We start from the raw sequence: 23,113 nt of genomic DNA, 5'->3' as shown, positions 1-23,113 counted from the left end.
CGGGCCGGGCGCGATTTGAACACGCGACCGTCTGATTAAGAGTCAGACGCTCTGCCTAACTGAGCTACCGGCCCAATGCATTTTGAAAAAGTCGGGTGGGACGTAAATACGTTTCCTTTCGAATCGCAGTGTCCCGGTTTGGGGTGAAAAACGATGTGAAAAATCGGCCCGAAAACGAGGTCAGCAACTGTCGAAGACACCGAGCTTTTGCGCCCGGAATTACAGAGGGAGAAGCCCCTGTCGTCGACGGCAAAAGAGATGTCGTCGATGGCGGTGATGTTCCACCATCTCGGGTCGCGTACACGTTCGTCAACCCTTCGACGGACATCACAGATTCACTTCCGTCAGTCGCCGACGGGGAAGCGAAACGGTCGGTTCCCGTATCGAGCGTGTTCAGTATTATCACAGTGATTAGTAACATTCATTTTTACTATCTCGATGATGGATCGATCCACCTTACGGATGAGTAAAGCTAGGCGTGGACTGGTTTCAACGGCGCTCCGGGAGGATTAAGTACCGGCCGGGGCAACGGCCCAGTAGTAATGAGCGCCGGGATAACTATCTCCTCGATGTCTTCGTACGCCATTTTGGGCTGTGGGAGCGTCGGCTACGCCGTCGCCGAGGAACTTGTTGCACAGGGGAAAGAAGTTCTCATCATTGACCGGGACAGCGATCGCGTCGAGGCGCTCCGCGACCAGGATTTGAACGCGCAGGGCGGGGACATCCGCGACGAATCGGCCGCGAAAGACGTCGCCGACCGCGACGTCGTCCTCATCCTCTCGTCCGATGTCGCGGCCAACAAGGAAGCCGTCTCGAACCTTCAGGATCGAGGTGGCGAACGGTTCACCGTGGTCCGTGCGAGCGACCCGGTGTCGGCCGACGAACTCACCGAGATGGGCGCGGACGTGGTGATCAACCCGTCGACGGTTATCGCCAACTCCGCGCTTCGCTCGCTCGAAGCGGGCGAGTTGGAGTACAAGGCACGGCAGTTGTCCGCCGTCATCGAGGACACGTCGAGCAAACTCGCGGTTCTCACGCACGACAATCCCGATCCGGATTCCATCGCCAGCGCGGCCGCACTCCAGACGATTGCCGAAAGCCTCGGCGTCGAAGCGGACATCCTCTATCACGGTGAGATCGGACACCAGGAGAACCGAGCGTTCGTCAACCTGCTCGGTATCGAACTGATCCAGCGTGACGAAGTGAACGTGAACTCCTACGACACGTTCGCCCTCGTCGACCACATGCGGGCGACACAACCCGAACTCGACCACCCGGTCGATATCCTCATCGACCACTACGAACCCGAATCGGAGTACGAAGCGGGGTTCTCGGACGTGCGGCCGAACGTCAGTTCGACTTCGACGATCATGACGAAGTACGTTCAGGAGTTCGATATCAACCTGAGCGAGGAGGTTGCGACGGCGCTCCTGTACGGTATCCGGGCCGAGACGCTCGACTTCAAGCGCGACACGACGCCCGCCGACCTCACCGCGGCGGCGTACCTCTACCCGTTTGCCAACCACGACACGCTCGAACAGGTCGAATCGCCGTCGATGTCGCCCGAGACGCTGGACGTGCTCGCCGAAGCCATCACGAACCGGGAAGTGCAGGGTAGCCATCTCGTCAGCAACGCGGGTTTCATCCGCGACCGCGACGCGCTCACGCAGGCCGCCCAACACCTGCTCAACCTCGAAGGCATCACCACGTCCGCCGTCTTCGGCATCGCCGACGACACCATCTACCTCGCCGCCCGGTCGAAGGACATCCGGATGAACATCGGCAACGTGCTACAGGACGCCTTCGACACCATCGGCGAAGCGGCGGGCCACTCGACGCAGGCCAGCGCGGAGATTCCGCTCGGCATCTTCACCGGCATCGAGACCAACGAGGACAACCGCGACACCTTGCTCTCGCTCACCGAAGAAGCAGTCAAGAAGAAACTGTTCGACGCGATGGGCGTCGATGGAGAATCGAACGGGAACTGAATTAGACGACCGCTTCTTCGCTTTCTCCCTCTTCCGGTTGCTTCAACCGTTCCACGACATCGTTGATGAGGATGACGTCACCGACCGCGCGTACCCACCGGTACGGCACGATGATGCCGCGTCCGGGGGTGATGCGGTCGCCAAACAGTTCGTCGTTGATACCACCGAGTGCGAGACCTGTTACTGCCGTTTCGTTCAAATCGAGACGAACGTCGTCCACCTCTCCGACGAAGACTCCGTTGTTGGAGTAAACCTCCCGGCCGACGAGCGTCGTGATTTCCGCTGGGCTTCCATCCATACCGTCCATATGAACATGAGATTGTATGCGCGGGTCTTAACTCTTGGCAGACCACGACGGAATGAACCTATCGGGGCGATGAGAGTCGTCTGACGCGTTTCGCATACGAAACATATCGCTTGTATTTGATAACCGATGTCTCGAACGTCTCACTGACACCTCGATCCTCGCAGCGAGCGTCTCACTCCGCGATGTCGTCCAACACGTCGCCGAACGCGTCCAATCCCGTCCGGACCGTCTCGTTGTCCAGCCCCAAACTCAATCGGAAGCTGTCGTCGTCGTCGAAGAACCGCCCGGGAACGACGAGGATTCCCTCCTCCCACGCGGCTTCCGATACCTCGTCCCCGTCGGCCGACTCGTGGGAGAAAAAGCCGTAGGTACACCCGGACGGGACGGCCCCGGAGATGTCGTCGCGCTCCTCGACGAACTCCGCGAGCAGTTCCCGATTCTCCTCGATTCGGTCGCGCGACCCCTCGGCGAGTTCCGTCTCGGCGTACAGCGCGCGGCGGGTGAGCGCCATCCCTGGGGCCGATATCGCCGGGACATGGAACATGACCGACTGGGCGCGCGAGACGAAGTCGGCGTCCGCGACGAGCCATCCGACGCGAATCGGGCCGAACCCGAGGTACTTCGTCATCGAGTTCGTGATGACCGTGTTCGGGAGCATGGCGGCGGTCGGGCCGCCGAAGACGCTGGCCTCGTCGGCACAGAACGGCGCGTACACCTCGTCCACGAGCAAGGTGGCGTCGTTGTCCGCGGCGGCGCGACTCGCTTCCGCCATCGTCTCTCGACTCGCCCGACTCCCGCTCGGGTTGTGGCGGTTCGTGACGACGATACAGCGCGTTCCGTCGCTCATCGCCGCTTCGACTCGCCCGGGGTCGAGTCCGTAGTCGTCCTCGGCCGGTCTGCGGAAGCGGTCCACCGTCGCACCGAGTCCCTCCGGCGTCGCCACCAGCGGTTCGTAGCCCGGTTTCTCGACCAACGCGCGCGGTGGACGGTCGTCGCCACCGTCCGTTTCGCCCGCTCCGTCCCCCTTCCCGCCGAGTGCGGCGGCCATGGCGACGAAGTTTGCGTGCGTGGCACCGGCCGTGACGAGGACGTTCTCCGTCCCGACGTCGTAGGCGTCGGCGATGATGGTTTCGAGGTCGAGGTCGTCCGGCGGCGACGGCAAGTCGGCGAGTTTCGGCGGCACGATGCCGTCCGGTTCCGGCACCGCGCGCCGCAGGTCGCTCGACCCGAGGTCGTGCGTGGCGGCTTCGGGGCGACCGGTGATCCAGTCGAGATAGTCGATATCCGGGAACATGCCGGGGGCTACGGAGAGGTGAGTCTTAACCTTCGGGAAGGATGCAAACCGCACGAAGGTGCACGATTAGTCGTCCCGCACCGCTATCGGCATCGAATCCGCGCTCGCCGCCAACGCGTCGAAGCGTTCGCGGGCGTCGACAGCCATCGGATAGACGCCGTGGTACGGATCAGGGTCACCGTCAACCCCGGTCACCGTTCGGATGGCGTCCGCGATGGATTCGTAGTTGTCGCCGACGACGTCGCGGATCAGAACCGGTACTCCCGCCCGCTCACAGAGTTCGCGGGCCGCTTCCCTCCCCACGTACACTCGACCCTCTTCGCTATCGGCGAACACCAACGCGAACGGTATCGCATCGAACTGCGCTTCGAGAAACGACTGGGCCGCCTCCGCATCCCACGGAATGGCACCGACGCCGCGCACCCGTCGTAGCGCGGACGCGGCCGCCGAACAGAACGGACAGTCCCCGTCGAAAACGAGTACCGCGTGATACTCGGTCATGCCGTTTCGGCTACGGGAGTTTCGCGGATAAGGATTGTTGCGCCGGAAAGGAACCGAAGAACGGCCGATCGTGCCACAGAACGGTAACGTGCCCATCACCCCTAAGTGGAAATAAGGAGACGAACTAGGCGTATGTCAGAGACCGATCGAAGCGACGTTCTCGTCACGGCCGAGTGGGTCGACGACCATCTCGACGAGTTCGGGAGCGACGACCCCGAGTACCGGCTCGTGGAGGCGGACATCGAGTACGACGAGTCCTACGCCGAGACGCATATCCCCGGTGCCATCGGGTTCCGTTGGGGGCCGCACCTCCAGGATTCGTTCCAGCGGGACATCCTGAAGAAGGACGACTTCGCCGAGATGATGGGTGAACACGGCATCACCGACGATAGCACCGTCGTCCTCTACGGCGACGAGTCGAACCAGTGGGCGGCTTACACCTACTGGCAGTTCAAGTACTACGGCCACGACGACGTGTATCTCCTCGATGGCGGACGTGAGTACTGGCTCGAAAACGACTATCCGACGGACGACGAGGTGCCGTCGTATCCCGAGGCGGAGTACGACGCGGGCGGTCCGTTCGATCATCTCCGGATCTACCGCGAAGGCGTTGAGGACGCGATAGAGCTCGACCTCCCACTCGTGGACGTCCGGTCGGAGGCCGAATACCGCGGCGAGAAAATCGCACCGGAGGGGAGTCCGGAAACCGCACAGCGCGCGGGTCACATTCCCGGCGCGACGAACATCACGTGGAGCGAGAACCTGAACGACGACGGGACGTTCAAGGAACGCGAAGAACTCGAAGCGCTGTACGAGGACCACGACATCACGGGCGACAGCGGCGTCGTCACCTACTGTCGTATCGGCGAGCGCTCGTCGATAACGTGGTTTACGCTCCACGAACTGCTCGGCTTCGAGGACGTGCGTAACTACGACGGGTCGTGGACCGAGTGGGGCAACCTCATTCGGTCACCCATCGAAGCCGAAACTGACGAGCCAGCAAGCCGAGCGAGCAAAGGATAACTCCCCCGGTTTCGGGCGGAGGAGTCGTGCGTGTCTCTTATTCCTGTTCGTCTTCCGTTTCGGTTCTCGATTTCCGACTCTCTATCGCACGGAGGAGGTCCGGCGTTCGCTCGTGTCGCGGCGTCTCTGCGAAGCGTTTGATTTGTCTGAAATCTTCGTCGGTTAATCCCGATTCCATACTAATTGTGGCGATTTTATACGGTATATATCTATGCAAAATAGTGCGTTTTCTGAACTATAAGGAAACCATCAATCTATATTTGAGCAGAGATATATATCCCATCTACCGACGCTCAGTCCGGATGGTGGGGTTTTTTATACAATGTCGTTGCCAACAGATAGTAGCCGAATCATGTCTCCGGGAAGCCAACTGACACCCCCAGAACCGACGATACCGGCGAAATCCCCCCCGCGACAGTTTGCTGTTCGGGAGGACGAGCAGGTGAGCGAGGCAGTCATCCGCGCCGTCTCCGAGCAGGAGAACGTCGACCTTCAGAACGTCGCGCCGCTCTACGAACGGATCGACCCCGACGCGTTGGACGACTTCTTCGAACCCAACTACGACGGCCGGATTCCAACCGTCACCAGCGTCGAGTTCGATTACGGCGGATACACGGTCGTCGTCCGCGGCTCCGGTATCGTCGAACTCCACTGAATTTTACCGGTCCGCTTCGACCGCGGTGACTGTCACCGCACGGACGCCGAATCCGTTCCCGAGAGCGACCGCGATAGCCTCCCGGTCGCGCGCTTCGGCGACGGTCAGTTCGGCGACGACGTCGACCGCGATATCCGTCGCCCGGGGACGGAATCCCGCGTGTGCGACGTCGTGGACGGTTCGAACCGACTCTATTTTCGTGAGCACGCGTCGTGCCGCCGTCGTGAGCGTGCCATCGGTTCCACGCGGAACTAACACCGTGAGTTCAGCAGTGACCGTCACTGGATGGAGTGCCTGTGACATACTGCTCCCGCGCGAATCGAACGCGCGGCATCCGATCGCTGGACCGGTGGGGCCAGCGACGCGGACGGGGTAGACCACTACCCGACGGGAGCGACGGAACGGGATCGAGGGACGAACGGGGATGATACGGGACGAGATTCGCTCGACGAGGTCGAGAGATATCTCTGGGCGTTCGCCAGCGAGGCCTCTCACGGTGGGTGTCACGGGGACACCACACCGACGGTCGGACGGTTGCGGAGCCGTACCCGTTCCGGTCACGGCTGTCCGCGGATCGAGGTCGTCAGCCGAATCGGTTCGGCGGATTCGGCCGACGACACTCGACACCCGAAGTTACACACTGGTAGGACGAACGCCGGTGCCGGACGGTAGGGTCGAAAAGAGCCAACTGATGGCCCGGACCCGCACGGAGTCGGGGCTCCTCGATCGTGGAGAATCGAAGAAAGCACCCGCCGTCGGTGGCAGTGGCGTCCGCCTTACGCGACGAGCGTGGGTGCAGTCCGAATGCGGTGAACATCCGTCAGACCATACCACCCGTCGCGTCCGCATGGTAGATTCGCCTTGGATGCTCCATACAGAGCCATCCATGCGGAAATCCCAAACGCGGACACTCCGGCCTCGACGAGGACGGCGTGCAGTGGACGCGATTGGGTGGTGGTGGTCATGATGGTCACTCGGATTCGGTCAGTTGGGTGTATCTTCACGTATTTTGGCGAACATAATAATCGTTATGCAACCGTGAGATTGTCTAGCAATGAGTCCGATCCGTTCGAACGGCTACCACTCGACGAGGGTTTTGTCCCGCCAGAGCCGCCCGCTCGGGCCGCCGGATTTGAAGCGCGCCAACCAGACCGGCGTCTCGGCACCCGTCTCGACGCTCCGCGGGGCACTCGACCCACCCATTTCGGTTCGCACCCACCCCGGGCAGACGGCGTTGACGAGGAGGTCGGGATACTGCACCGCCAGCGCGTCGGTGAACGCGTTCACACCGGCTTTCGACACGCCGTACGGGAGATGGCCGGTATCGATGCCGCCGTCGAACTGCCCCGACCCGCTGGAGAGGGTCACGACGCGCCCGCCCTCGCGCTCAGTCAGCAACGACAGCGCGTGTTTCGTGACGAGCATCGGCCCGTGGAGGTTCGTCCGAAGCGTCGTTTCGATCGTTCCGTCCGACAGCGACTCCAACTTCCCGGTCGGCCCGTACGTCGCGGCGTTGTTCACCACGATATCGAGCCGTCCTTCCTCGTCGGTGATCGTCTCCACCGCTCCCCGAATCGTGTTCCCGTCGGTTACGTCGAGTTCGACTGCTCGCTGGTCCGTCGCCGTGACTTCGCCGGGATTCCGCGCTCCGGCGTACACCCCCGCACCGAGCGCAGTCAACTCCGCCGCGATCTCCGCACCGATCCCCCGATTCGCCCCCGTGACGAGTGCACACTGTTCATCCAGCGAGTCGTACACGTCAACGTTCATGGAACGGCTACGGCGTCGAGGTGCTTCCAGGTTGTGTCGATCACGAGCGTCTCGACTGGTCGAGTCGTGTTTGGAAAAGCGCCGAGAGGGAGATTTGAACTACCTGAAGACGCTTCCTCGCCTTCGGCGAGACTGCCTCTTCCGTCATTCAAATCCCTCAACCGTCATTTCCTCACACGTGCCCGAGAGCCACAGCTCTCGGGCGGTAACGTTCGGAGAATGACGCCGAGAGGGAGATTTGAACTCCCGTGTCCGTGAGGACAGCAGATTTCGAATCTGCCGCCTTGGCCGGGCTAGGCTATCTCGGCTCACTTCCCAGTACTGCGTTTTGCACTTTATGGGTTTCGATTTAGGTCACGGGAACCTATCGGACCACCACATTAAAATCGATGGCCGTTGCGTGATATTTCATGGACGTTACAGACGCGAATACCAAGGCAGAATCCGTCCTCGATGCGATCGGAACTGCCGTCATTGCCGACCGCGAATTCCTCGAAACAGTCCTCCTCGGCGTCATGGCAGGAGGCCACGTCCTCCTCGAAGACGTGCCCGGAACCGGAAAGACGCTCACCGCGCGAAGCTTCGCCTCCGCGCTGGGTCTCTCCTTCAGTCGCGTGCAGTTCACCCCCGACCTGCTCCCGGCCGACGTGACGGGGACGCACGTGTTCAACGAACAGGACCGCCAGTTCGAGTTCAACGAGGGGCCAATCTTCGCCAACGTCGTCCTCGCCGACGAGATCAACCGCGCGCCGCCGAAGACGCAATCCGCGCTCCTCGAAGCGATGGAGGAGGGACAGGTCACCGTGGACGGCGACACCCGCGAACTCCCGAAGCCGTTCTTCGTCATCGCCACGCAGAACCCCGTCGAACAGGAGGGGACCTTCCCGCTCCCCGAAGCGCAGGTGGACCGCTTCGCCGTCAAAACCAGCCTCGGCTACCCCGAACTCGACGGCGAGATCGAACTCCTCCGCCGCCGTGCGGGCCGCGACAGCCAGAGTCCGACGATGGAGAGCGTCCTCGACAACGAACTCGTCACCGCCCTCCAATCCGTCCCCGAAACGGTGCGCGTCGAGGAGGACCTGCTCGAATATATGGCCGCCATCGCCCGCGAGACGCGGGAGGACCGCCGCGTCGAGGTCGGCGTCTCCCCCCGCGGGACCCAGCGCCTCTTCGAAGCGACCCGCGCCCGCGCCGCCATGAAGGGCCGCGACTTCGTCACCCCCGACGACGTCAAACGCGTCGCCTATCCCCTCCTCTCCCACCGCGTCGTCCTGACCCCGGACGCGAAGGTGAACAACGTGCGAAAGGACGAAATCATCGAATCCGTGCTGGACAGCGTTCCCGTGCCGACGGTGGAATAGGAAAATCGCCCCTTCTTTCTCACGCCCGCAGCGCCGACGTGAGCGCCAGCATCGCGATCAGCAGGAACACCAGCGCTGTCACGGGTTTGCCGCCACCGCCAGCCAGATACACGCCGTAGCCGAGCGCACCGGCGGCGACGCCGACGATGGTGCTCGATGCGGCGTGCATGATTTCGAGCGTCTGCGTGTCCGCCTCGCGGCCCAGTTGCTCGCCGACGTTGATGGCCTGTTCGCCGAAATCCCACGCGAGGACCGTCGCTATCGCGCCGGGAATCAGGAGTTCCGGCGGTGCCGCAACGAGGCTCCCGGCCAGAATTCCGGCGAGGAGGACGAACCCGCCGGTCGTGACGAGGCGGCGCGACCCGCGAACGACGCCGATGGCCACGAACAGCAGGCCGAACAAGCCGAAGAGTGCACCGATGCCGCCGAAGAGCGCACCCGCCCCGAGCGCGACGGACGCGGCGATGACCGAAAGCAGTTGACTCACCCGCGCCGGGGAGCGGTCGATGGTTTCCGAAGCGCTCCCGCTCATCGTGCCCACCGCCTGTTCATCTTCGCCAGCGTAACGCCAAGCAACTCGTCCGTGTCCCAGTCCACGGCCCGGATGCCGCTGGCGCGGATCGACTGGAGCCGTTGTCTTCGTTCCACCTGCGCGAGTCGTTCCCCGACCGACACGTCCGTCGTCGGGTCCGGGCTGACGACGGTGACGGCGTGGCCGATAGCGTCGAGTCGCCGTGCGATTTTCGGCGCGAAGTCGTCACAGAGCGGGGAGAAAAACACCACCTGTGCGTCGCTCGGCAGTCGTCGCTGAAGCCAGCGCAGCGACATCGTCGAGTAAAACGTCTCGTCCGACGGCGTCCGAGCGAACGCGCTGGCGTGCGAGAGCAGTTCCCGCGCTTCGACGCGGTGGGTTTCCCCCGTTGCGGGGGCGAGCCACGCGTCCTCCGGGCCGAGCGCGGCGATTCCGACCCTGTCGCCGTTGTCGAGGAGCGCGCTGAACGCGTCGCCCGCGGCACGAATCGAGTGTTCGACCGCGCCGGGGTCCTCGTGGTCGCTCGTCAGGTACGCCTGTTTTCGCACGTCCACGAGCAGGACGACGGTCGCCGTCCGCTCCTCGCGGAACTCGACGGTCGTCAGTTCCCCCGTGCGGGCCTTTCGCTTCCAGTCGATGCGCGAGAGCGGGTCACCGGGTCGATACTCGCGCGTGGCGAAGAATTCGATGCCAGTGCCGCCTTCACGGGTCGTCACTTGACCGACGTGGCGAATCGTCTGTTCACGTAACGGTACGTCCTCGGCGGTCGATTCGAGTTGTGACGTACACGAAATCTTCGTCTCGTCTTCGAGTTCGAACTCCCGTTCGAGCGCCCCGCTGAAGTCCCGGGCGAGGGCCTGTGCTGGGTCGAACTCGTGGTCGCCTCGGACCGCCTCGACGGTGTAGGTGAACACCGCGCGCTTGCCGGGGCGAAGCGCGGTTCCGATCCTGGGCGACCCGCCCGTCACGCGAAGTCCGTCCGGAACGCCGTCGATGACCCGGAGGTCCGGTGCGGTCCTGTCGCCGACGTTCTCCACGGTCACTTCGACCTCGGTTTCGTCGCCCGGCGCGGGTGTCGGGTCGCGGACGACTCGGGTCAGTTCGAACGCCGTCGATGGCGGCGTGGCGGTCCGGGCGTACGCCGCGAACGCGACGCCGACGACGCCGATGAGGAGCGTGACCGGACTCTCGGTGAATATCCCGACTCCGGCGGCGAGCAACACCATCGCGCTGACGCCGTGCCATCGGTTGGTCTCACGGATGACGTTCATTGGCTTTCCTCCACGTACCGGGCGACGGCATCGGCCGTCTTCCTCGCACGGTGTTGGAACGCGGTCTCGCTGCCGAGCGACCGACGCAGCCACTCACGCCACGAGCGGCGGGGAGCGGACGGTCCGCCGAGGAACGCGGCGGCTTCCGGGTCGTCCGTCCACCTTCCCGTCTCGATTTGGGTCCGCGCCTCGTCGACCGAACAACCGTCCCGCCTGGTGATTGCTGCGACGAGCGAACGTTCGAGGCGTTGCCGGAGTTCCTTTCGCGACCGGATGAGACGTTTTCGGTGGCCGGAGTGGACGGTCCGGAGCAGTTCGTCGAACTCCTGGCCGGGCGTCGGCAACGTCACGTTCGTCTCCGGGTCACCCGTGTCCGCGCCCTCCACGTCGGTCCGTCTCCGCTGTTGGATCACGCGAAGCCCTTGGACGAACGCCAGCACTCCGACGACTTTCACGAACACCTCCTGAAGGGGAAACATCGTCGCCAGCCCGGGCGCGACGGCGACCGCGAGCCCCCAGCCGACGGCGAGGAGACCGACGACGGTGACGACCGTTCTGCGTTTCATTCGCCACCCTCCTCGTCGTCCGCGTACGCTCGCTCGATACGACGGAGCGCATCTATCGCCCGCCGTTCGTGGTCCTCACTGGCGTCGTACCCTCCGTATCGAACCTCCTCGAAGACGCTCGTCAGTTCGTCCACGTCCTCGGGGTCCATCCCGGCGGCCACGGCGGCCGACGCGAACTCGCCCGGCGTGCTGGAGTGTGGCGATGGCACGTTCAGATACTCGGTCATCTCGCGCCACGCCCGATACACCTCGTTCTCGACGCCCGATTCCGATTCGATCCGGTCGGCAGCCTCACCGGCCGCACGACCCACCGCAGCGATGTCGGGTTGGTTCTCCTCCACGTTTCCGGCGTCCGGCCCCGTATCCTCGTTCCCGCTCGAACTCCGAACGAGCAGGACGACGGCTCCGAGGAGCGCGACGCCGAGGACGACGAACATGATGAGGGACGGCGTCGCCATGCCGTTCGCACCGTTGCCGAGTCCGCCGGTGCCGCCCTTCGGCAACGAGATGTCGCTCGTGTTTATCGCCCCGCCGAGAATCCCGCCGCCGTCGGGTGTGACACACGCCGTCAACAACGCGTGGATGAACAAGAAGGGAACACCGACCGGTCCGACGACCGCGAGGACACCGAGACCGCCGGCCTTCCGGTAGGCGAGCGCCGCGAGTAGCAGGAACGCGACGATCATGGCGAGGATGGCCGCGGTCGAATCGAGGACGGGATAGCACGGAAGCCTGAGCGGTGTTCCCATCTTCCCGCCACCGTTCGACATCGGTGGACTCGATCCGTTCGTTTGACTGCTTCCGATGCCGCCGGGGCCACCGCCGAGACCGGTTCCGGACCCGTCCTCCACGGCGGAGTTCAGGGTTGCGGCGGCGAACGCGATGGCGAGAATACAGAGGAGGGCGATGACGACGACGCGGGCGGTATCTCGTTCCACGGTACCAAGTAGCTGGATTGATAACTTAGGTTTTCTGTCTGCTCTCGGGGAAATAGCGCCGTGGAAGACAAGAAATATGGCCACCGATCCGCTCGGATGCGCTTGAAACACCCTCTACGGGGTGAACGTGGCGACGACATCGTCCCGTTTCTCCGGCGGTGCCGTGACGAAGCGGGGGCACCGCGACGAAGAGTTGTTCGAGTGGTCACACGAACGCGTCGGGCGAGTTCGCGTCGGCCGCCAGCAGTTCGACTATCCCTGAACCGACCTCGCTAATCGTTCACGACGACGCGGACAAAATCGACGGGAGACGGACTCACACACAACGGCCAACCGTTATGCCGCCCCCGCTCGTGTCATCGGTATGCGATTTGTGGGGGTGGTCGTCGTCGTTCTGCTCGTCTGTATCGCGCCGGTGAGTGGCGTGCTGGCCGGTGGAGGTAGCGGGAGTGGTGGGGGTGGACATGCGAAACGCGCCGGAAACCACCCGCCGGACCCGAGTTCCGACGTTATCGGCTGGGAACACGGCTACTGGTACAACGAGAGCATCGACGTGAACCAGCGGGACGGGTTGTCGAAGGCCGAAAAAAAGCGGTACGTCGCACGGGCGATGGCCCGCGTCGAGTTCATCCGAAATGAGGAGTTCACCCATCCGGTGACGGTCGAGGCGTTGCCCCGGAAGGAGTATCGAACGCTCGTCCGGCAGCAGGCGGCGAACAGCAACACGCCGTCGGAGCGTGCGTGGGAGAATCAGATCTGGGAGGGGTTGTTCGTCACGGGCGAGCAGGCCGACGCCGCTCGTCAGCAGACCACGCTCATGCAGGACCGCGTCGCCGGGTTTTATCTCCCGGGGAAGAACCGCGTCTACGTCATCTCGAACGGGAAGGGGAGGATCGACAACGCGACGCTGATCCACGAACTCACGCACGCGATGCAGGATCAACACAAGAGGCTGTCATCGCCACAACTCCAATCGAATTCGATGGACGAGCGACGCGGGCACGATGGCCTGACGGAGGGCGAAGCGACCTACGTCGAAAAGCGCTACGCGAACCGCTGTGACAAGTCGTGGCAGTGCGTCGGAAAGGTACACATCGCACGAAAGCGGACGCCGTACAGCGGCGGAAAACTCCCGCCGTACAACCTCGCCATGCAGGTCGCGCTCATTCAACCCTACTCGGACGGTCCGGCGTACGTCGCGTCGAAGTTCGATTCGGGCGGTTGGTCGGCGGTGAACGAGCAGTATCGACATCCGCCGAACTCGTCGAAGGCGGTCATCCATCCGGGAAAACGAACCGGATCACCGCCCCCGCTTCACCTCGGCGAACAGGCGCGAAACGGGTGGAAGCTGTACGGAAAACACGGTACAAACGGCTCACAGACGGTCGGCGAGGCGGGCATCTACACCATGTTCTGGTATCAGGGTCGGGCCGACGGCAATCCGATCATTCACTGGCAGCGGTTCCAGAACGCGGATCACGGGGAGTACGACCTGTTCGATTACTCCAGTCCCCCCTCGGATGGGTGGGCGAACGACCGACTCTGGCCGTACCACAAGGGGAAACAGCGCGGGTACGTCTGGCGGACGAAGTGGGAAACCGAGCGCGACGCCACCCAGTTCGTGCGGGCGTACCGCGAGTTGCTCCGCGGGAAAAACGCGAGACGCGTCGGCCCGAGCACGTGGCGAATTCCGAAGGGACCGTTCGCCGACGCCTTCCGAATCGACCGACACGGACGAACCGTGACGATAGTCAACGCCCCGACGGTCGGCGCGCTGTCGGACGTTCGGCCGGAGTCGAAAGCAAAACGGAAGATGCGGCTCTCACGGGTTCGTTGACGAGTTATTCGGAGATGGATGAGAGGGAAACGTCCCCGATTTTGTCGCTGGTTCGCCGTGTGCTACGGAGAGATGTCTCTCACGGTCGTCGGTCACCGAAGGAAAAATACGATTATGCGGTCGCCTCGTCGGTGGAGACGCTCGTCGGGAGCGCGTCCGTCTCGTCGGCCATGGTCAACAGGTCGTGGTAGCGGTTGCGAATCGTAACGGTGCTCACGTCCGACACCTCACTGACCGCGTCCTGCGTGAGATTTTCACCTTCGAGGAGCGCGGCGGCGTACAGCGCGGCGGCCGCGAGGCCGACGGGCGATTTGCCGCTCGTCGCACCCGTCTCTTTCGCCGTCTTGAGCAGGTCGTGGGCGCGGCGCTTCGTCGCGGGCGTGAGATCGAACTCGCTTTCGAACCGCGAGAGGTACTGCTCGGGGTCTGCGGGTTGGACGCCGAGGTTGAGTTCACGAACGATGTAGCGGTAGGTGCGCTTGAACTCCATGCCGTCGATCCGGCTGACGGTCGTTAATTCGTCCATCGTCCGCGGGATGCCGCTCTGGCGGGCCGCCGCGTACAGCGACGCGGTTGCGACACCTTCGATGGAGCGTCCCGGGAGGAGGTCCTCGTTCAGCGCACGGCGGTAGATGACGCTGGCCATCTCGCGGACGTTGTCCGGGAGGCCGAGCGCGCTCGCCATCCGGTCGATTTCGCCGAGCGCCTGTTTGAGGTTACGCTCCTTGCTGTCGCGGGTGCGGAAGCGCTCGTCCCACGTTCGAAGGCGTTGCATCTTCTCGCGCTGGCGTGGACTCAGTGACCGTCCGTAGGCGTCCTTGTTCTGCCACCCGATGTTGCTCGACAATCCCTTGTCGTGCATCATCTTCGTCGTCGGCATGCCGACGCGGGACTTCGAATCGCGTTCGCTCGCGTCGAAGGCCCGCCACTCGGGACCGTGGTCGATACCGTCGGTCTGGACGACGAGGCCACACTCGCTACAGACGGTCTCGGCGTGCTCGGAGTCGGTAATGAGGTTGCCGCCACATTCGGGGCACACCTCCGGCTCTCGCGTCTGCTCGTCCGTCCGCTGTTCCTCTCGTTCGGGCCTATGTTTCCCCGTCCGCTTTCGTTCGATGTTCGCTGCGGGCTGCTGGTCGTTCCGATTGATTTTCGTACTCGTCATGGTGGAAGGAAATGGAACCGATCCTCGGAATAAATCGCTGGCGAGGAGGGCTCGCTAACCCAATGTAAGCGACGAAAGTATATAAATGTGTTGCTTTATATTGCAAGCCTTCGGATATAGTCGTAGATTCATGTACGAAAATCAGTTTTATATGGCAACAATTGACATCCAGATTAAATTGATCATAAGAATATGTACCGCCCGTTTTCGAGGAGATAGAGATGACGCGACAGACGCGACGGACGTTCTTGGCTACCGCCGGTGCCATCGGTCTTGCTGGCTGTTCTTCTATCGTGGATAAATCACAACTCCCGATGAACGGGACCGGCCGGAATTCACGACCGAAAGCAGCTACTGGACCGCCGGTTCCGGCCGCGAGCGACTTCGAGAAACTGAGCGGATGGCAGGCGGTTTCCGGACAGGGAACCCTGTCGAAATCGACCGACGACCCGTACCGTGGGTCCCAATGTGCCCACATGGTCGGAAGCGACGCTACGAAGGCGGGCTGTATTTCCCGAACGCTGTCGGGGACCGACCTCCGCGGGACGAATTTCTCGATGGCTGTCAAGGTCGAAAACTACGACTTCGCCAAAATTCTCATCGAACTGGTCGCCCCCGACGGCGACAACGCCGTCCAACTCAAGCGGACGCTGGTCGGCCCGAGCGACCGCTGGGTGCGCGTCAACTTCGGTGTCACCGGCGTGGCGGGGACCCCGGACCTCTCGTCCGTATCCGAACTCCGAATCGTCGGGCGGCCGGTCGACACCAACGCCCGAGACCCCATCGAACTGTTCGTTGACGACCTCCGAACGGCCTCACGACCCGACAAGGGGGCGGTGATGTTCACGTTCGACGACAGCCACGCGACCCACTATCGCGCGTTCGAAATCCTGCAGAAGTACGACTTTGCCGGGGTAGAGGCCGTCATCCCCGAAAGCATCGGCCACGACGGCCGCCTGACGACGGACCAACTGTCCGAGATGGCGGACGGCGGATGGGACATGGCCGCCCACCCGGACGTGCAGGCTCATTCCTTCCCCGAATACTCGCCGGACGATCAGGCGGCGTTGCTGAAGCGCACGCAGGAGTACCTCCAATCACACGGGTTCGACGACGGCGCACGCCACTTGCTCGTCCCGAAGAACCAGGTCGGCCCGAACACGTTCGACCTCGCGCGAAAATACTACGACTCCATCTACAGCTTCGGCGGTTGTCCGAACGCCATGCCGTTCGAGAACGGGGACGCCATCGTCTCGCGCGTCAACGGTAAGGACCTCGACGTGACGAAGCGGTACGTGGACTACGCCGCCGAGTACGGCCAACTCGTCGTCCCGCTGTTCCACGCCATCGGCGACGGCGGCGAAATCAGCGAGTCCGACCTCGAATCGCTGGCCCAATACGTCCAGGGAAAGGACGTGGACGTCATCACCGCCTCCGACCTGCTCGACGGATAATCGTGACGAATCGTTCGTTCATTTCGTTCAAATCACAGCGCGTGAGTCGGTTCGTCCCGTCCGGTACGAACTCGATCTCCCCGAAAGGCTGACCGCCACCGCAGACTCTTAACGCCTCGCGCACCAATTGGAGGTATGACCGAGAAAGCGACACTCGCAGGCGGTTGTTTCTGGTGTCTCGAAGCGGCCTACAAGGAACTTGACGGCGTGCAGTCGGTCACGTCGGGCTACGCCGGCGGACACGTCGAGAACCCGACCTACGAAGCCGTCTGCTCCGGCGACACCGGCCACGCCGAGGTCGTCCAACTGGAGTACGACCCCGACGTGGTCGGCTACGACGAACTCCTGCAGGTGTTCTTCACCATCCACGACCCCACGACGCTCAACCGACAGGGTCCGGACGTGGGGAGCCAGTATCGCTCCGCGATCTACTATCACGACGACGAACAGAAGGACGTCGCCGAGGCGTACATCGACGGACTCGAATCCGAGGGCGCGTTCGACGACCCCATCGTCACCGAGGTCGAACCCCTCGACGCGTTCTACGAGGCGGATAGCTACCATCAGGACTACTACGAGAACAACCCCAACGACGCCTACTGCACGATGAACGCCCAACCCAAGATTCGCAAGGTTCGGGAGAAGTTCGCAGAGAAGGCGAAACAGTAAGCGCCGCGTCAGAAGTTGGCCGAGAATCCGTTCTTCGAGGAATGCGGTCTTCGATACCGACCGCGAAAACCTTCGCTACCGACTTCAGGTTCGTCGTTCGCTACGAACGGACGTGTTGATTTTGCCGCCATCGTCCCACCGAGAGAACCTCCCGAGAGGACCTTCCGAAAGTCCACGCCCGTTGTCCCGGAGTACGGCGCGTTTCGGTCGTCATCCCAGGAGCTACTGGAGCGCGAAGGCTATAATTTTAGCCCGACCTAAACTATTTAGCAAATCCGATTTTTAGGCGGGCCTAAATCTAGATTGCTGTCAGGTAGAAACTCGAACACAGCGGGAAGGATCTAGCTAGAATATATTTCGTGAAATGAGTACGTTTTTGAAATCAACTGTCGTCCCTCCGAAACTCTCCCCGCGAGAGACACAATCCCGGCAGTTTTTATTACCCCGGGACGTAGGTGGGAGCAGACTGGGCAACTCGCGGGTGTGCGGCATCCCGCTGCGCGCGAGTGCCAGACCGACGTGCTGTAAGACGCCGGGGTCTGACGCTCGCGGCCCCGCGAGGATTTCAGTGAGCAACGCAACCGTCACGCCGTGTGACGTTTCAATGCTTGAGGAAAGCAAACTATGGAAATCGAAATCGCAACAATTGGCGGCTACGAAGAAGTCGGACGGCAGATGACTGCCGTCCGCGCGGGCGACGATGTCGTCATCTTCGACATGGGTCTGAACCTGTCGAAGGTGCTGCTTCACGATAACGTCGAAACAGAGAAACTCCACAGCCTCGACCTCATCGACATGGGCGCGATCCCGGACGACCGCGTCATGTCCGATCTGGAAGGCGACGTGAAAGCCATCGTTCCGACACACGGTCACTTGGACCACATCGGCGCGATCAGCAAACTGGCGCACCGATACAACGCGCCCATCGTCGCCTCCCCGTTCACCATCGAACTGGTGAAACAGCAGATCCAGGGCGAGGAGAAGTTCGGGGTCGAAAACGACCTCATGAAGATGAGCGCGGGCGAGACGATGCAGTTGAGCGACGAGGTCGAACTCGAATTCGTCAACGTCACTCACTCCATCATCGACGCGATCAACCCCGTGGTTCACACCCCGGAGGGTGCCATCGTGTACGGCCTCGACAAGCGCATGGACCACACGCCGGTTCTCGGCGACCCCATCGACATGAAGCGCTTCCGCGAGATCGGCCGCGAAGGGCCGGGCGTCCTCGCGTACATCGAGGACTGTACGAACGCGGGACGTAAGGGTCGAACCCCGAGCGAATCCGTCGCTCGCCGACACCTCAAAGACGTCCTGTACAGCATCGAGGACTACGACGGCGGTATCGTGGCGACGACGTTCTCCAGCCACATCGCCCGCGTGACCAGCCTCGTCGAGTTCGCACAGGACATCGGTCGGACGCCGGTCCTGCTCGGCCGCTCGATGGAGAAGTATTCGGGCACCGCGGAACGCCTGAACTTCGTCGACTTCCCCGAGGAAGTCGGCATGTTCGGCCACCGGAAATCCGTGGACCGGACGTTCAAACGCATCATGAAGGAGGGCAAGGAGAACTACCTCCCAATCGTGACCGGCCACCAGGGCGAGCCACGCGCGATGTTGACCCGTATGGGTCGCGGCGAGACGCCGTATCAGCTGGAAGACGGCGACAAAGTCGTCTTCTCGGCTCGCGTCATTCCGGAGCCGACGAACGAAGGCCAGCGCTACCAGTCCGAGCGTCTGTTGAAGATGCAGGGTGCACGCATCTACGACGACGTCCACGTTTCCGGCCACCTTCGAGAGGAAGGCCACTACCAGATGCTCGACGCACTGCAACCACAACACGTCATCCCGGCTCACCAGGACATGAAAGGCTTCGCGCCGTACGTGGACCTCTGTGAGTCACAAGGCTACCGTCTCGGTCGTGACCTTCACGTAACGCGGAACGGTAACCTCATTCAGCTGGTGGAGTGAAATGACAGACGCGAGTACGGAATCACGCGAAGAACTCGTCACCGAGACGGTGGGGCAGCGCCGCGAACTCGTCAACGCCGCGATCGAGGAGGAGCTTCCGATAATCGAACCGGAGCGCCTCTACGAGGCGTCCCGGTACCTGCTCGACGCGGGCGGGAAACGTCTCCGACCGACGGTCCTCTTGCTCGTCGCGGACGCGCTGGCGGACGTCGAACCCATGTCGGAAGCCTATCGGAAGTTCCCGGCACTCGACGGGAGTGAGGTGGACGTGATGGCCGCGGCGGTAAGCATCGAGGTCATCCAATCGTTCACGCTCATCCACGACGACATCATGGACGACGACGACCTTCGTCGCGGCGTGCCATCGGTTCACCGCGCGTACGACACCGAGACCGCGATTCTGGCCGGTGATACGCTCTATTCGAAGGCGTTCGAAATCATGCTGGAGACGGGAGCCACACCGGAGCGCTGTGTTACCGCACTCGACGTACTCGCGTCCACCTGCACGAAGATTTGCGAAGGGCAGGCACTCGACGTGTCCTTCGAGGAACGGCCGGACGTCCTTCCGGACGAGTATCTCGAAATGATCGAAAACAAGACGGCCGTCCTCTACGGCGCGGCGGCGAAAGTTCCCGCCGTGCTTCTCGGTGCGGACGAGGAAACCACCGAAGCGTTGTACCAGTACGGTATCGACGTCGGACGGGCGTTCCAGATTCAGGACGACGTCCTCGACCTGACCGTCCCGAGCGAGAAACTCGGCAAGCAACGAGGAAGCGACCTCGTCGAGAACAAACAGACCATCATCACGCTCCACGCCCGCAATCAGGGCGTGGACGTGGACTCGTTGGTCGAAACCGAGACGGTCGGCGACGTGACGGAAGCCGAAATCGACGCCGCCGTCAAGCGACTCGAAGCCGCCGGAAGTATCGACTACGCCACGGAAAAGGCACAGGAACTCGTCCAACGCGGCAAGGACCACCTAGGCGTGCTCCCGGACAACGAATCGCGCTTCCTGCTCGAACAGATCGCCGACTACCTCATCGAACGCGGCTACTGAGGTTTGGAAGCAACCTTCCCATTTTTTCAGTCCCCATCGACACAGCCAAGGCCGAGAACTACTCGTTCAGACCGCAAAAAAGAGCCGTGAATTCGAGTGTTGGTGGGTGCCTAGCAGCGTCTCTTACGAATCGACGTTTACATCACCGCCAGCGTTGGCGTTCGTGTTGTCCTGGTCGATACCGTTGTCCGAGACGGTGTCGTCGCCGGGACCGTTCCCGTTGCCTGCGATGATGACGTGGCTGTCAGAGACTGTGTTGCTGTCGTCCCCGTCAGTTATCTTCTGGCTGTTGTCGGTCGTTTTCTTCGTCACCTGATTTCCGCAATGCGGATTTTTGTGCTTCGTGTGCTTATTGCATCCTGGAAACTTGCTGGTCGCTGCGGCGGAACCGACTCCAAGACTAGCGACCATCGTAGCGACAACAGCAAGCGTCAACAGCGTCTGTAGTGTCCGTTTCATGTTTTCTCCACGAGCGGCGTCCGACCGCTCGTAAACTCGCTGCGGCCGGTTTGTATTTCAAGCCATCCGACCGTTGACCCGGTTTAGGTCGCCTGCGTTCCGATCCATTCCACACTACTGCCGTCAGGTTTGTAATCAATCTATGACGCGAAAAATGAGACCCGACCGCTCTGTTCCGATTTTACGCCGAACGGAACCGAACGGTATTCATCGACATTGTGCGTAGTAGCGAGATACAAACACGCAAGAAATACTAGCTGTTCGCGCGGATTTTTGAACGTTTGGAAGGATATTCGCCATTATCCATGGAATCTAGAATTTCTAACTAGTTTTCAAAGTCATTAATCCGAAATACCGTTTTTCAAACTCAGGGTTCATGTTATGTCCGATTCGGTAGGCTACTATCCATCGAACGCCTGACTCGAAGGCATCCATCACTGTGCCGAAAAGCGAGGTTTTTCACCCTGACCCTCAAATCGTCGGATAATGGACGATGAGTTACGGACGGAGATCGAGACGGAGGCGGAGAAGCACGCGCTGTTCAACGCGCTGAAACACGACAGCGACGCGGATGTCGGTGCTATCATGGGGTCGCTGATGGGGGAGAATCCGGACTTCCGCGAGCACGGGAGCGAAGTGCCGGGCATCGCGGGGAAGGTCGTCGCACAGGTGAACCAACTGGACGGCGACGAGCGCCGCGACCGACTGGAAGAACTGGACGCCGAACTCGTCGAGGAACTGGACGCCGAGGACGAGGAGGACGACCAAGTGCTCTCCGACCTGCCGAACGCGGAGGAGTACGATGAAATTCGGATGCGCTGTGCGCCGAACCCGAACGGCCCGTGGCACATCGGTCACGGACGGATGCCCGCCGTCATCGGGACGTACAAGGACCTCTACGACGGCGAGATGTTGGTGCGTTTCGACGACACCGACCCGGAGACGAAGCGCCCGGACTTGTCGGCCTACGACGCGATTCTTTCGGACATCGACTACCTCGGTTTCGAACCGGACGAGGTCATCAAGGCCAGCGACCGCCTCGAAACCTACTACGACCACGCCCGCGACCTCATCGAGAAGGGCGGCGCGTACACCTGCTCCTGTTCCGGCGAGGAGTTCTCGAACCTGAAGAACGACGCGGAGGCGTGCCCGCACCGCGACAAGGACATCGAGACGACGATGGCAGAATTCGAGGACATGATCGCGGGCGAGTATTCGTCCGGCGAGATGGTGCTCCGCGTGAAGACGGACATCGAGCACAAGAACCCCGCCCTGCGCGACTGGGTGGCGTTCCGCATCATCGATACGCCGCACCCCCGCCCCGAGGCCGCCGACTACCGCTGCTGGCCCATGCTCGACTTCCAGTCCGGCGTCGACGACCATCTGACGGGCATGACCCACATCATCCGCGGTATCGACCTGCAGGATTCGGCGAAACGCCAGCAGTTCGTCTACGACTACTTCGACTGGGAGTACCCCGAAACCATCCACTGGGGTCACGTGCAGGTGGACGAGTACGACGTGAAGATGTCCACCTCGACCATCAAGGAACTCATCGAGAAGGGAGAACTCGACGGCTGGGATGACCCACGTGCCCCCACCCTTCAGAGCGTCCGTCGCCGAGGCATCCGCGGCGAGGCCATCCGCGAGGCGATGGTCGGACTCGGCACCTCCACGAGCAACGTCGATTTGGCGATGAGCACCATCTACGCCAACAACCGCGAGTTGGTGGACGACGACGCGCCGCGCTTCTTCTTCGTCCGCGAGGGCGTCGAATACCCGCTCATCGGCGACTACCCCGAGGCCGCGGAACCGGCGGTTCACCCCGACCACGAGGACAGGGGAACGCGCCACATCCCGGCGGGCGAGGCCGTTCTCATCGAAGCCGACGACATCCCTGACCACGGCGAGCGTGTCTGGCTGAAGGGATTAGGCTGTTTCCAACACACCCGCGACGCGTTCCAGTACACGGGCGACGACATCAGCGCCGTCCGCGATGAGGGCGTGGACGTGATTCACTGGGTCCCCGCCGAGGCGAACGTCCCGGTCCGCATGCGAACGATGGACGGCGACGTGGAAGGCGTCGCGGAACCCGACTTCGCCGAAACCGACGTGGACGACATCGTCCAGTTCGAGCGCGTCGGGTTCGTGCGAGTGGACAGCGTGGCGCGAAGCGCCACGGAAAGTCGAGCGGCAGAGCCGCGAGACAGTGAGGACGGCGACGAGACGGTGACCTACTTCGCGCACGAGTAACTCGGCGGAACCCCGTCGTTCCTCTGTTTGTCGAGGAACTCC

23 protein-coding genes and 2 tRNA genes are annotated in these 23,113 nt (G+C 62.3%); 11 read left to right on the top strand and 14 right to left on the bottom strand.

Features of this window, described 5'->3' with window-relative positions:
- Positions 1-74, bottom strand: a tRNA-Lys gene (locus tag NKF25_RS23615).
- 468 nt (positions 75-542) lie between these two features.
- Here NKF25_RS23615 and NKF25_RS23610 point away from each other — a divergent pair.
- Positions 543-1,988, top strand: coding sequence for a DHH family phosphoesterase (locus NKF25_RS23610; protein ID WP_253229060.1), 1,446 nt, complete (start codon positions 543-545; stop codon positions 1,986-1,988).
- A 1-nt stretch (position 1,989) separates the two neighbouring features.
- Here NKF25_RS23610 and NKF25_RS23605 read toward each other — a convergent pair whose 3' ends face one another.
- The 3 genes from NKF25_RS23605 to NKF25_RS23595 all read right to left on the bottom strand — a co-directional run bounded on the left by NKF25_RS23605 (position 1,990) and on the right by NKF25_RS23595 (position 4,090).
- On the bottom strand, positions 1,990-2,286 hold the full coding sequence (locus tag NKF25_RS23605) for a PRC-barrel domain-containing protein (RefSeq protein ID WP_253229063.1): 297 nt from the start codon (positions 2,284-2,286) through the stop codon (positions 1,990-1,992).
- 181 nt (positions 2,287-2,467) lie between these two features.
- Positions 2,468-3,589, bottom strand: a complete 1,122-nt coding sequence (locus NKF25_RS23600; protein ID WP_253229059.1) for a pyridoxal phosphate-dependent aminotransferase — start codon at positions 3,587-3,589, stop codon at positions 2,468-2,470.
- A gap of 66 nt (positions 3,590-3,655) precedes the next feature.
- Positions 3,656-4,090: a DUF393 domain-containing protein gene (locus NKF25_RS23595; RefSeq protein ID WP_253229058.1), complete on the bottom strand. Its 435-nt coding sequence runs from the start codon at positions 4,088-4,090 to the stop codon at positions 3,656-3,658.
- A 132-nt stretch (positions 4,091-4,222) separates the two neighbouring features.
- On the opposite strand from NKF25_RS23595, the gene NKF25_RS23590 reads away from it, so the two are divergent.
- Entirely contained in the window at positions 4,223-5,113 is an 891-nt protein-coding gene (locus tag NKF25_RS23590; RefSeq protein ID WP_253229057.1) for a sulfurtransferase, read from the top strand.
- Between the two features lie 37 nt (positions 5,114-5,150).
- Here the strand turns inward: NKF25_RS23590 and NKF25_RS23585 are convergent, their stop codons facing one another.
- Positions 5,151-5,291, bottom strand: coding sequence for a hypothetical protein (locus NKF25_RS23585; RefSeq protein ID WP_190303734.1), 141 nt, complete (start codon positions 5,289-5,291; stop codon positions 5,151-5,153).
- A 174-nt stretch (positions 5,292-5,465) separates the two neighbouring features.
- Here NKF25_RS23585 and NKF25_RS23580 point away from each other — a divergent pair, with 174 nt between their 5' ends.
- Entirely contained in the window at positions 5,466-5,768 is a 303-nt protein-coding gene (locus tag NKF25_RS23580) for a HalOD1 output domain-containing protein (protein WP_253229056.1), read from the top strand.
- 3 nt (positions 5,769-5,771) lie between these two features.
- Here the strand turns inward: NKF25_RS23580 and NKF25_RS23575 are convergent, their stop codons facing one another.
- The 3 genes from NKF25_RS23575 to NKF25_RS23565 all read right to left on the bottom strand — a co-directional run bounded on the left by NKF25_RS23575 (position 5,772) and on the right by NKF25_RS23565 (position 7,846).
- On the bottom strand, positions 5,772-6,071 hold the full coding sequence (locus NKF25_RS23575) for a hypothetical protein (RefSeq protein WP_082837773.1): 300 nt from the start codon (positions 6,069-6,071) through the stop codon (positions 5,772-5,774).
- A gap of 774 nt (positions 6,072-6,845) precedes the next feature.
- Positions 6,846-7,538: an SDR family NAD(P)-dependent oxidoreductase gene (locus NKF25_RS23570; protein WP_253229055.1), complete on the bottom strand. Its 693-nt coding sequence runs from the start codon at positions 7,536-7,538 to the stop codon at positions 6,846-6,848.
- A 223-nt stretch (positions 7,539-7,761) separates the two neighbouring features.
- A tRNA-Ser gene (locus NKF25_RS23565) sits at positions 7,762-7,846 on the bottom strand.
- Positions 7,847-7,948: 102 nt separating this feature from the next.
- On the opposite strand from NKF25_RS23565, the gene NKF25_RS23560 reads away from it, so the two are divergent.
- Complete coding sequence (locus NKF25_RS23560; RefSeq protein ID WP_066147803.1) at positions 7,949-8,899, top strand: MoxR family ATPase; 951 nt, start codon at positions 7,949-7,951, stop codon at positions 8,897-8,899.
- A gap of 19 nt (positions 8,900-8,918) precedes the next feature.
- On the opposite strand, the gene NKF25_RS23555 is transcribed toward NKF25_RS23560, so the two are convergent.
- The 4 genes from NKF25_RS23555 to NKF25_RS24530 are packed head-to-tail and all read right to left on the bottom strand — an operon-like array spanning position 8,919 to position 12,206.
- Complete coding sequence (locus tag NKF25_RS23555; RefSeq protein WP_253229054.1) at positions 8,919-9,431, bottom strand: hypothetical protein; 513 nt, start codon at positions 9,429-9,431, stop codon at positions 8,919-8,921.
- A complete protein-coding gene (locus NKF25_RS23550) occupies positions 9,428-10,702 on the bottom strand; it encodes a DUF58 domain-containing protein (protein ID WP_253229053.1) in 1,275 nt (424 codons plus the stop codon). Before NKF25_RS23550 ends, NKF25_RS23555 begins: the two co-directional genes overlap by 4 nt.
- Complete coding sequence (locus tag NKF25_RS23545) at positions 10,699-11,268, bottom strand: hypothetical protein (protein WP_253229052.1); 570 nt, start codon at positions 11,266-11,268, stop codon at positions 10,699-10,701. Before NKF25_RS23545 ends, NKF25_RS23550 begins: the two co-directional genes overlap by 4 nt.
- Positions 11,265-12,206, bottom strand: coding sequence for a DUF4129 domain-containing protein (locus NKF25_RS24530; RefSeq protein WP_253229051.1), 942 nt, complete (start codon positions 12,204-12,206; stop codon positions 11,265-11,267). Before NKF25_RS24530 ends, NKF25_RS23545 begins: the two co-directional genes overlap by 4 nt.
- 127 nt (positions 12,207-12,333) lie before the next feature.
- Here NKF25_RS24530 and NKF25_RS24350 point away from each other — a divergent pair, with 127 nt between their 5' ends.
- The gene (locus NKF25_RS24350) at positions 12,334-12,468 is read left to right on the top strand and encodes a hypothetical protein (protein ID WP_256487025.1); all 135 of its coding nucleotides are present in this window, start codon (positions 12,334-12,336) and stop codon (positions 12,466-12,468) included.
- A 102-nt stretch (positions 12,469-12,570) separates the two neighbouring features.
- Positions 12,571-14,043 (top strand): Hvo_1808 family surface protein, encoded by a 1,473-nt coding sequence (locus tag NKF25_RS23535; protein ID WP_253229050.1) that lies wholly within the window; start codon positions 12,571-12,573, stop codon positions 14,041-14,043.
- A 112-nt stretch (positions 14,044-14,155) separates the two neighbouring features.
- Here NKF25_RS23535 and NKF25_RS23530 read toward each other — a convergent pair whose 3' ends face one another.
- Entirely contained in the window at positions 14,156-15,208 is a 1,053-nt protein-coding gene (locus NKF25_RS23530; protein ID WP_253229049.1) for a TFIIB-type zinc ribbon-containing protein, read from the bottom strand.
- Positions 15,209-15,429: 221 nt separating this feature from the next.
- Between NKF25_RS23530 and NKF25_RS23525 the strand changes: the two genes are divergently transcribed.
- The 4 genes from NKF25_RS23525 (at position 15,430) to NKF25_RS23510 (ending at position 20,359) form a co-directional block, all read left to right on the top strand.
- Positions 15,430-16,662: a polysaccharide deacetylase family protein gene (locus NKF25_RS23525; protein WP_253229048.1), complete on the top strand. Its 1,233-nt coding sequence runs from the start codon at positions 15,430-15,432 to the stop codon at positions 16,660-16,662.
- A 135-nt stretch (positions 16,663-16,797) separates the two neighbouring features.
- Positions 16,798-17,331 (top strand): peptide-methionine (S)-S-oxide reductase MsrA, encoded by a 534-nt coding sequence (msrA, locus tag NKF25_RS23520; RefSeq protein ID WP_253229047.1) that lies wholly within the window; start codon positions 16,798-16,800, stop codon positions 17,329-17,331.
- Positions 17,332-17,955: 624 nt separating this feature from the next.
- Positions 17,956-19,302 (top strand): ribonuclease J, encoded by a 1,347-nt coding sequence (locus NKF25_RS23515; protein WP_253229046.1) that lies wholly within the window; start codon positions 17,956-17,958, stop codon positions 19,300-19,302.
- A gap of 1 nt (position 19,303) precedes the next feature.
- The gene (locus NKF25_RS23510; protein WP_253229045.1) at positions 19,304-20,359 is read left to right on the top strand and encodes a polyprenyl synthetase family protein; all 1,056 of its coding nucleotides are present in this window, start codon (positions 19,304-19,306) and stop codon (positions 20,357-20,359) included.
- A gap of 123 nt (positions 20,360-20,482) precedes the next feature.
- On the opposite strand, the gene NKF25_RS23505 is transcribed toward NKF25_RS23510, so the two are convergent.
- Entirely contained in the window at positions 20,483-20,671 is a 189-nt protein-coding gene (locus tag NKF25_RS23505; RefSeq protein WP_066147844.1) for a hypothetical protein, read from the bottom strand.
- Between the two features lie 633 nt (positions 20,672-21,304).
- Between NKF25_RS23505 and NKF25_RS23500 the strand changes: the two genes are divergently transcribed.
- Positions 21,305-23,071: a glutamate--tRNA ligase gene (locus NKF25_RS23500; protein WP_253229044.1), complete on the top strand. Its 1,767-nt coding sequence runs from the start codon at positions 21,305-21,307 to the stop codon at positions 23,069-23,071.
- Positions 23,072-23,113 lie beyond the last annotated feature (42 nt).

The organism is Haladaptatus sp. AB643, from assembly GCF_024136975.1.
Lineage (GTDB): Archaea > Halobacteriota > Halobacteria > Halobacteriales > Haladaptataceae > Haladaptatus.
Note: the sequence above shows the minus strand (reverse complement) of the source record. Positions and strands in the feature narration are given on the sequence as shown.